The sequence below is a fragment of the Streptococcus hyointestinalis genome, assembly GCF_041225505.1.
Taxonomy (GTDB): Bacteria; Bacillota; Bacilli; order Lactobacillales; family Streptococcaceae; genus Streptococcus; species Streptococcus hyointestinalis_B.
In genome coordinates this window covers 1-8,032 of the sequence record NZ_JBCLSK010000055.1, presented here as the reverse complement: position 1 = coordinate 8,032, position 8,032 = coordinate 1, and the positions used below count along the sequence as shown (strand labels likewise).

The 8,032-nt window shown below is 40.9% G+C and carries 10 protein-coding genes and 2 pseudogenes; 8 read left to right on the top strand and 4 right to left on the bottom strand.

Annotated features, from left to right (window positions below):
* On the top strand, nucleotides 1-891 hold an 891-nt coding region (locus tag AALA56_RS09405; protein WP_369909786.1), incomplete at its 5' end, for an LPXTG cell wall anchor domain-containing protein.
* A gap of 316 nt (nucleotides 892-1,207) precedes the next feature.
* On the opposite strand, the gene AALA56_RS09400 is transcribed toward AALA56_RS09405, so the two are convergent.
* Together AALA56_RS09400 and AALA56_RS09395 are read right to left on the bottom strand one after the other, a co-directional pair.
* A complete protein-coding gene (locus tag AALA56_RS09400) occupies nucleotides 1,208-1,930 on the bottom strand; it encodes a LacI family DNA-binding transcriptional regulator (RefSeq protein ID WP_369909785.1) in 723 nt (240 codons plus the stop codon).
* Nucleotides 1,872-2,684: an HAD family hydrolase gene (locus AALA56_RS09395; RefSeq protein ID WP_369909783.1), complete on the bottom strand. Its 813-nt coding sequence runs from the start codon at nucleotides 2,682-2,684 to the stop codon at nucleotides 1,872-1,874. The genes AALA56_RS09400 and AALA56_RS09395 overlap by 59 nt, the downstream gene beginning before the upstream one ends.
* A gap of 261 nt (nucleotides 2,685-2,945) precedes the next feature.
* Here AALA56_RS09395 and AALA56_RS09390 point away from each other — a divergent pair, with 261 nt between their 5' ends.
* Both AALA56_RS09390 and rpsO read left to right on the top strand, forming a co-directional pair.
* Nucleotides 2,946-3,683, top strand: coding sequence for an N-acyl homoserine lactonase family protein (locus AALA56_RS09390; protein WP_369909782.1), 738 nt, complete (start codon nucleotides 2,946-2,948; stop codon nucleotides 3,681-3,683).
* Nucleotides 3,684-3,819: 136 nt separating this feature from the next.
* Nucleotides 3,820-4,089: a 30S ribosomal protein S15 gene (gene rpsO, locus AALA56_RS09385; protein ID WP_115268123.1), complete on the top strand. Its 270-nt coding sequence runs from the start codon at nucleotides 3,820-3,822 to the stop codon at nucleotides 4,087-4,089.
* 128 nt (nucleotides 4,090-4,217) lie between these two features.
* On the opposite strand, the gene AALA56_RS09380 is transcribed toward rpsO, so the two are convergent.
* The gene (locus AALA56_RS09380) at nucleotides 4,218-4,370 is read right to left on the bottom strand and encodes a hypothetical protein (RefSeq protein WP_369909781.1); all 153 of its coding nucleotides are present in this window, start codon (nucleotides 4,368-4,370) and stop codon (nucleotides 4,218-4,220) included.
* 261 nt (nucleotides 4,371-4,631) lie between these two features.
* On the opposite strand from AALA56_RS09380, the pseudogene AALA56_RS09375 reads away from it, so the two are divergent.
* The 5 genes and pseudogenes from AALA56_RS09375 to AALA56_RS09355 all read left to right on the top strand — a co-directional run.
* A pseudogene (locus AALA56_RS09375) lies at nucleotides 4,632-5,548 on the top strand (IS1595 family transposase).
* On the top strand, nucleotides 5,538-5,996 hold the full coding sequence (locus AALA56_RS09370) for a hypothetical protein (protein ID WP_369909780.1): 459 nt from the start codon (nucleotides 5,538-5,540) through the stop codon (nucleotides 5,994-5,996). Before AALA56_RS09375 ends, AALA56_RS09370 begins: the two are co-directional and overlap by 11 nt.
* Nucleotides 5,996-6,283, top strand: a complete 288-nt coding sequence (locus tag AALA56_RS09365) for a hypothetical protein (protein WP_369909779.1) — start codon at nucleotides 5,996-5,998, stop codon at nucleotides 6,281-6,283. The genes AALA56_RS09370 and AALA56_RS09365 overlap by 1 nt, the downstream gene beginning before the upstream one ends.
* Entirely contained in the window at nucleotides 6,276-6,824 is a 549-nt protein-coding gene (locus tag AALA56_RS09360; protein ID WP_369909778.1) for a DUF6036 family nucleotidyltransferase, read from the top strand. Before AALA56_RS09365 ends, AALA56_RS09360 begins: the two co-directional genes overlap by 8 nt.
* A gap of 117 nt (nucleotides 6,825-6,941) precedes the next feature.
* Nucleotides 6,942-7,346 (top strand): annotated as a pseudogene (locus tag AALA56_RS09355) (IS3-like element ISSth1b family transposase); the annotation flags it as partial.
* 40 nt (nucleotides 7,347-7,386) lie between these two features.
* On the opposite strand, the gene AALA56_RS09350 reads toward AALA56_RS09355, so the two are convergent.
* The coding region (locus AALA56_RS09350; protein WP_369909777.1) for an IS3 family transposase at nucleotides 7,387-8,032 on the bottom strand (646 nt) is incomplete at its 5' end.

Below are 8,032 nucleotides of genomic sequence, written 5' to 3'. Positions count from 1 at the left end.
TCAGAATCAGTGAGCGAGTCTGTATCAGAGTCAATCTCAGAATCAGTGAGCGAGTCTGTATCAGAATCAATCTCTGAGTCAGTGTCTGAATCAATCTCCGAGTCAGTCAGTGAATCCGTATCCGAGTCTATTTCAGAATCAGTGAGCGAGTCTGTATCAGAATCTATCTCAGAATCAGTGAGCGAATCAGTATCTGAATCTATTTCCGAGTCAGTGAGCGAATCCGTATCTGAGTCTATTTCAGAATCAGTCAGCGAATCCGTATCCGAGTCTATCTCCGAGTCAGTGTCTGAATCCATTTCAACTTCAGAGTCGGTAAGTGTTTCTATTTCTGAATCTATCTCAATCTCAGAATCTGTATCACAAACGGAATCAACATCGATCTCTGAGTCTACGACGGAGTCAAACAGTGAGTCTCAATCACAAACAGAGTCAATAAGTGCATCCGAATCTGTCTCAACGTCAGAGTCTATCTCAGAATCTGTATCACAAACGGAATCAACATCGATCTCAGAGTCTACGACGGAGTCAAACAGTGAGTCTCAATCACAAACAGAGTCAACAAGTGCATCCGAATCTGTCTCAACGTCAGAGTCTATCTCAACTTCTATCTCTGTTTCAATGTCCGAGTCCACATCAACCTCTGAGTCTATCAGCACTTCAGAGTCCGTCTCAACAAGCGAGTCTTCTCATCAGTCAACATCGAACAACCACCGCACAAGCGAAGCACCACGTCAAATGCCAGTGAACCTTGTGCAAAAACCAGCAAATGCTAAACTGCCAAGCACTGGTGACGACGCTTCTAGTGCAGCTCTCCTAGGAAGTGGCGCTCTATTTGGAGCCTTCCTCTTTGGTAAGAAGAAAAAGAAAAAAGCAGATGATGAAGCTTAATCGCTCTACTCATCTTGAGTAGCCAAAAACACCTCCCTAAGGGAGGTGTTTTTTGTTAGAGCCAGATGAGTTCCGAAGTGAAGGGACGTTCTTGCTTAGCTTGGGAGATAGCTTGTCTAAAGGCGCATTTACCGAGCTCATAAGCGTGGTGGTCGATGGTTGGAAAGTCTAGAATCTGACTGATACTTTGATGTTCCTGACCGATGATAAGAGGAGCTTCTTTATCTTGATAGCACTTTATCAGATAAGCCGCTACCTCATCACTGGTGGCTAGAATCGCCTGTGGTTTTGCCTTTTCAAGACTTTCTTTCAGCCCCTAGCTGACCTCATGAGGACTATCCACATGCCCCACGCTAAGCGCTGGTTCTGTTCCATATACCTGCTCAAAAGCTGACAAGCTCATCTGATAGGTAGCAGAAGCCTTGCTATTTCTGGAAAATAGCAGAGCTATGCGCTTGAGTCCCATCTCTTTTAAGCGGGTAAAAAGCGCCACATAAGCGCTAGAGCGCTGGCTGTAGGTAGAAGATAGCGGACTAGTGCTGTCCACAGGCTCCAAAAGGACAATAGGCGCATAGTCGGCATAAGGCTCAATTTTAGAAATCGCCAGAGCCCGTGAGCTACAGATAAGCCCATCAATAGCTCGCCCAGCCAACATCTCAAGATAAGCACTTTCTTTCTGGTCATCATAATCATCAGACGGAAGCAAGAGAAGCTGGTAGCTGCTATCTTTTGCTGCGTCCATCATCCCCTCTAACATCTTGGTAAAGTAAGGGGGGCGGTTATGTGGCACGACCACACCGATACGGTGGGTCTGCCCAAAGCTCAAATTCCGAGCCATCTGGCTGGGTCTGTAGTCTAGCTTCCTAATCGCCTGTAAAATCGCCTCTATGGTCTCTTCTGCCACATGCGGGTGGTTGTTAAGCACACGAGAGATAGTCGCTGCGGAAAATCTGTATAATCCGCCAAATCCCTGATACTGGTCATAAGCTCTCCTTTTGTAAAAACTGTTTGATACCATAGCTGACACCGTCTTGGTCATTTGATTGTGTGATGTAGTGGGCATAGTCTTTGATAGCTTCCATAGCATTGTCCATAGCGATAGCATAATCCACCTGCTCAAACATAGGAAGGTCATTGTGCCCATCGGCAAAGGCAGCGGTGTCTCGTTTTTTGAGCTGTTCTTCTCGCATAATGCGACCAATCCCCTGCGATTTTTTCGCCAAATGATGTGTGATTTCAAGATAAGCTTTCCCCGAGCGCTGATAAGTGATGTCGCTTCTGTCAAGCTTAGCAAGATAAGCCCAAAGCGCCTGCATGGTTGCCTCGTCAAAGGTGATGAGCATGAGCTTGAAAATAGCTGTCTGTGGAGCTAAAAAGCGCTCACGACTGAGTTTAGTCGGTTGATAGCCTGTCAATTTTTTCTCATAGCGTATGCCTTGGTCTATTGTATCACAATACCAGTGGTTGAGGTCATAATAAGACAAGCTGACCTGCGGAAAGTCTGTTGACAAGCGCAGCAGCAACTCCTTGACCGTATCCTTTTTAATTGCTTGAGCGTAGAGAGGTTTGATGTGACCTTTTTCCATCTGATAAATCAAGCCACCGTTAAAAGCGACCTGGGGACCAATCAGCTCTAGCGCACAAATAGCCTCAAGCATTTCCATAGGAGCTCTAGCAGAGACCAAAGTCAGAGGAGTTGCCGCCTCCTTGATACCCTTAGCGTTGCTCTCAGCTAGTTTTCTCTTGCTGTTTAAAAGAGTGCCGTCCATGTCTGAAAAAATCCGTTTAATCATTGTTTTTTCCTCGTTTCTTTATTGTAAAGTCTGAAGCGCGTTCCATGTCAAGCCTTTTTTTGAAAAAATAAATGCTAAATAGACAGATGTCAAGGGTTTGGTTTTGACGTTGTGTCCAAAAAGTGCTATCCTAGTAAAAACGAAAAAGGAGCTTTTCATGTCAACGATTAAGATACACATCATGCATACTGGTCAGGTGCGAGTAGCACCAGACCTTCCTTTTGGTGGGAGCACACCAATCTCCTAAAGGCGTCAGGTCTCTTGACGCCAGCTAGTAAAAAGCTGTGGCTACCTGTTTCGGCTTATCTGATTGAGCATCCAAAGGGCTTGATTTTGGTGGATACAGGCTGGAGTCGTGAGATGAGTCCAGACGGTAGCTTTGACAAAAAAGCGCAAATCAAGCACCTCGGCAGCCGCATCCTCCACCATGTCAACCAAGGTCTTGTGCCAAAAGGTGAGGCTGTCGTTGAGCAGTTGGCTGCGCTTGGCTACAAGCCTGAGGACTTGGATTATGTCTTGATGACACACTTGGATTGTGACCACGCTTCAGGGCTTCACTCCGTCGCTGCTGCTAAAAACATCCTTGTCTCACGTGACGAGCTGTTATCAGCACCACATCACAAGCCTCGTTATCAAGAAAAATGGTGGAAAGACATCCCTCTAACTGCCTTTGATTGGACGGAAAAGGAAGGTCCTTTTCAGCATTCCTACGACCTTTTTGGCGCTGGGTCTATTCAGATGATTCATATCCCAGGGCATGCAGATGGTCTCTTTGCGGTCAAGGTGACAAATGGCGATGGCAACTTTGTCCTTTTGGTGTCAGACGCTGGCTACGCTGAAAAGTCATGGAAAGAGCTGATTTTACCAGGCATTTCGCTAGATAAGGACAAGCAGATGACCTCCCTCAAGTGGGTCAAAGCACAAAGCGAGCTAGCAAATTGTATCCAGATTATTGCCAACCACGACACAGCTATCAAACCGCAGGTGATAGAACTCTAGTTTTTGAGTGAATCTTTTTGACAAATCCCAAAAGGTCTGATACAATTGAAATGTCTATAAGACGCACTCTTTCTTGGTTTTAGGAACTGCCAGACCTAGGACTCGGATAGAGCATTAAGATCAAAGGAGACTAACAATGGCAATCTCAAAAGAGAAAAAAAATGAAATTATCGCACAATACGCACGTCACGAAGGTGACACAGGTTCAGTTGAAGTTCAAGTAGCTGTACTTACTTGGGAAATCAACCACCTTAACGACCACATCAAACAACACAAAAAAGACCACGCAACTTACCGTGGATTGATGAAAAAAATCGGTCACCGTCGTAACTTGTTAGCATACCTTCGTCGTAAAGACGTTAACCGCTACCGTGAATTGATTCAATCACTTGGACTTCGTCGTTAATCTAAAAGCGAAGTCAAAAGCTCTAGCCAAACGGCTAGGGCTTTTTTGTGTGACTGCCTTTAGCTGTAACTAAAGCTTACAAAGTAAAAATAGACACTTTAGTAAAAAATGTCTATAAAACAACTGTATCATGATATAATAGATTTATAGTCATCTTTTTGATAATCAGCAATGTCCTTTCCGATTTCTTTGAGTGCTTTTTGGTAGCTAAGTTCCTCATTTTCGATATTTGAAGTAAGGTAGTCTTTACCGATAACATCTATAATTTCAATACGCTTCATCTTGTCACCCCTCTTTCTGGCGCAACAGAAAAGACTTCCTCGCAAAAATGTGAAAAAGCCTGTTTTAGGGGTTGACAAAAAAGACCGTTGCTTACCTAATCAGCGGTAGCTGGATTGCGTTCATACCAATCATTTCCTTTACTTTTTGATAGTTCTGTTATATCAAAATTTTGGTGTTTTGTGTAGTAGAAGTTTACATTTTTTTTGACAACTATTCCTGTTTTCGATATAATAAAATCAAGGAAGTAAGGAGTACCAGTTATGAAGTTTGAGTTTAAGTCATTATTTGATTTACAATCTGCTTTTCCTGATGAACAGTCATGTATAAACCATTTAGAAAATATGATTTGGGATGATGTGATTATCAGCCCTTTTGATGCTACTTCAAAAGTCTATAAATGCAAAGGGAACAAATACCGTTGCAAAAATACAGGGAAATACTTTAATGTCAAAACTGGTACTCTTTTTGATAACACTAAGATTGAACTGCGTAAATGGTTTATGGCAATTTGGCTTGTGACATCTCATAAAAAAGGTATTTCGTCTGTGCAATTATCGAAAGACATAGGAGTTACGCAAAAGACAGCTTGGTTTATGTTGGAGCGTATTCGCAAATGTTTCGGTATTGAAAACAACAATAGCCTTGATGATGTCGTAGAAGTTGATGAAACCTATATTGGCGGTAAAAACAAGAACCGCCATAACTCTAAGAAAGTTAAAACGCACAAGGACGTTCATTGAAAGATAAATCTGCTGTAGTAGGTATGGTGCAACGTCAAGGAAAAGTCAATGCTCATCATGTACCGGATACCAAAATAAAAACATTAACCGAACAAATTGTCAAATATGTAAAAGAGACTGCTCAACTTTACACAGATGAATGGCTAGGTTATAATAAAGTGGCTAAGATTTATCAACATGACTTTGTGAATCACGGTTCTAATGAATACGTGCAAGGCGATGTTTATACCAACACGATTGAGGACTTTTGGGCTGGTTTGAAACGTGGAGTATTAGGGATTTATCACTCATGGTCTAAGAAATATCTTCAGGACTATGTAGATGAGTTTGTTTTCCGTTATAATACTCGTGATTATTCAGATAGTCAACGTTTTAATCTCTTGCTGTCAAATACCTGTGTCCGCACTAAATATAGGGAGCTGATTTATGGCTACTAATACATTAAATGATTTACATTTTGAATTGGAAAGGTCTATTTCTCGAAGAGTTGATAGTAAACTAATTGGGTATCAGGTTAGTCTTTCTGATAGATTTTATAACAAGTATACGAAATTCTGGGATAAAAAGTACAGTTTTGATTTTGTCACTAATCATCGTTCTTTTTATGCTCAACTAACGAAAACTTGTGTCTATGATGCGTTGAAAGAGAGTATCAAAAAAGTAGATAGAAAAGCAATTGCTAGACACATGGCGGAGCTAGAAGCCTTGATTGATGTCGCTGAAAGCAAAGAGGAATTTCAGATATTTTTTGAGAAAAAATACAAGTTATCCTTTCCTGATTTGGAAGATTGTATTTATCCAAAGAAAAAAGAACTATCTGATTTTGATAAAAAACTTTGGATAGCAATGAACTACAACCCTAGGGAAGATAAGGGAGAAAAGTAATGACAACATGGTATGATTACATGGTGAGAGCTAGCGAACATGCTGGAAGTGATGGTGATTTATGGTTTCGTTATCTTTATAAGGTTATTCAAGACGAAGAGACCAAACTGACAACTGAAGATGTTGAACAGTTATTAAAAAATCCTACTCTAACACCGTTTCAAAAGATAACCCTGCAAGATGCTTTGACAGACGGTACTCATACGAGAGAACATGTCTTACAAGCCAATCGTAAAAGTCAACCGAAAGACATCTTAAAGCTGTTTAGAGAGGGGAACTATGGATAAGAAAATCTTATTTGAAGCTCTCAATGCTGAATTAGCTAAGGAAAACATTGAACTTGAGATTATCTGCGTTGGTGGGTTCGTCCTTGAGTATTATAATCTTCGAGGAACGCAAGATGTCGATGCCTTTTATCAAGAAGATGCTAAAATCAGAAGCATTATTGAAAAAGTCGGCGATGATTTTGGTGTGAATGAACCTGATGAGTTATGGCTAAACAACAACGTTGCGAATATGAATAAAATACCTCCTCGGTCTATTTGCGAGAAGGCATTTAGTTATTCAAATCTCACTATTCTTGTGCCAGCACTATCTTATATTCTCGGTATGAAGTTAGAAAGTGGACGAGATAGGGATAGACAAGACGCTGGGAATATTATTAAGTTAGTTAAAATCCGTTCTATAAAAGATGTTATCAATAAACTCAAAGAATATGGCTTTCAACCAGACCTTTCATTGATTTTAGAAGTTTTTGAGATAGCTTATGGCATGGAATGGTTGGCAGAATATATGACCGAGCATCCAGAAGAATTTAAACATTATTAAAAGACGATTTCCGAAAGGAAGTCGCCTTTTTTGCTATTGTTGAAAATACTACATATTGGGGTTGGTGTAAACTGATATATAGTTCCCAAAAATTATTTCAGGTGTAGAGGTTGATGTCGTATGACTCGATTTGTCAATCGCAAATTTGAAACAAACTACAACCAGAAACGGATTCGGAGCTTGATGTACATTCTAGGTATTCGCTCCATTATCAGAAAAACCAAGGGGTATTGTGACTAGCTTAGTCAATGTAGAAGATAACATTCTCAATCGTGATTTTAGAGCTACTGCTCCAAATCAGAAGTAGTATAAAGATGTGAGTTTCTTGAAGTACGCTCTCGGCTGTAAAGTCTATTTGAGTGCTATTAAGGACCTTTATGACGGATCTATTTGGTATTGGAAACACTTCGTAGAGCCCGAAAAGCCAACCCTGATGCGACACCATTGATTCATAGTGATCGAGGTTCGCAGTATACTTCGAAAGATTATGACACCTTAATTACCCAGTATCAGATAATGAAAAGGCAACACTTTTCTGTACAGATTTTATAAAGTGTTTTTGTTAAGCGATTATTCGCTTGATTATTGGTGTTTGATAATTGAGACTGCTGTGAATTCGATGGTGGTTCCACCAGTGGACATAGTCCTTGGTTTTTAGACTTAATTCTTCTAGCGATTGGAAGGTTTCTTGATTGATAAACTTAAGTTTGAAGGAACGATAGGTACTCTCAGCCACGGCATTGTCATAGGGACAGCCAGTTTGGCTAAGTGAGCGGGTAATACCAAAGGCCTCTAACATATCATCTATCAGCTGGTTATCAAACTCCTTCCCTCTGTCAGAATGAAAAATAGTAACCTTGGTAAGAGCGTAGGGGATGCTTTGGATGGCTTCTTTGACCAAGTCAGCGATCTTGTTCCAGCCAACAGATAGGCCAATGATTTCACGATTAAAAAGGTCAATGATTAAGCAAACATAAGTCCAACGATTGCCAACATGGACATAAGTCAAGTCCGTCACAAGGGCTTCTAAAGGCTTTCGCTGATGAAACTGTCTGTCTAAGAGATTTGGAATTGGTGCTTCATTTTTTCCTTTAGAATGCAGTTTGAAGACCACTTTCTGATAAACAGAAGCCAAATTTAGTCTCTTTATGATGCGACGAATAAGACGGCGAGACAAGACAATACCTTCAGCTTCCAGACATTTCTTG

Coding starts and splice junctions, on each gene's coding strand:
- AALA56_RS09380 (WP_369909781.1), bottom strand. CDS start 4,370: ATGAAGCGTATTGAAATTATAGATGTTATCGGTAAAGACTACCTTACT.
- rpsO (WP_115268123.1), top strand. CDS start 3,820: ATGGCAATCTCAAAAGAGAAAAAAAATGAAATTATCGCACAATACGCA.
- AALA56_RS09370 (WP_369909780.1), top strand. CDS start 5,538: ATGGCTACTAATACATTAAATGATTTACATTTTGAATTGGAAAGGTCT.
- AALA56_RS09400 (WP_369909785.1), bottom strand. CDS start 1,930: ATGACCAAGACGGTGTCAGCTATGGTATCAAACAGTTTTTACAAAAGG.
- AALA56_RS09365 (WP_369909779.1), top strand. CDS start 5,996: ATGACAACATGGTATGATTACATGGTGAGAGCTAGCGAACATGCTGGA.
- AALA56_RS09360 (WP_369909778.1), top strand. CDS start 6,276: ATGGATAAGAAAATCTTATTTGAAGCTCTCAATGCTGAATTAGCTAAG.
- AALA56_RS09395 (WP_369909783.1), bottom strand. CDS start 2,684: ATGATTAAACGGATTTTTTCAGACATGGACGGCACTCTTTTAAACAGC.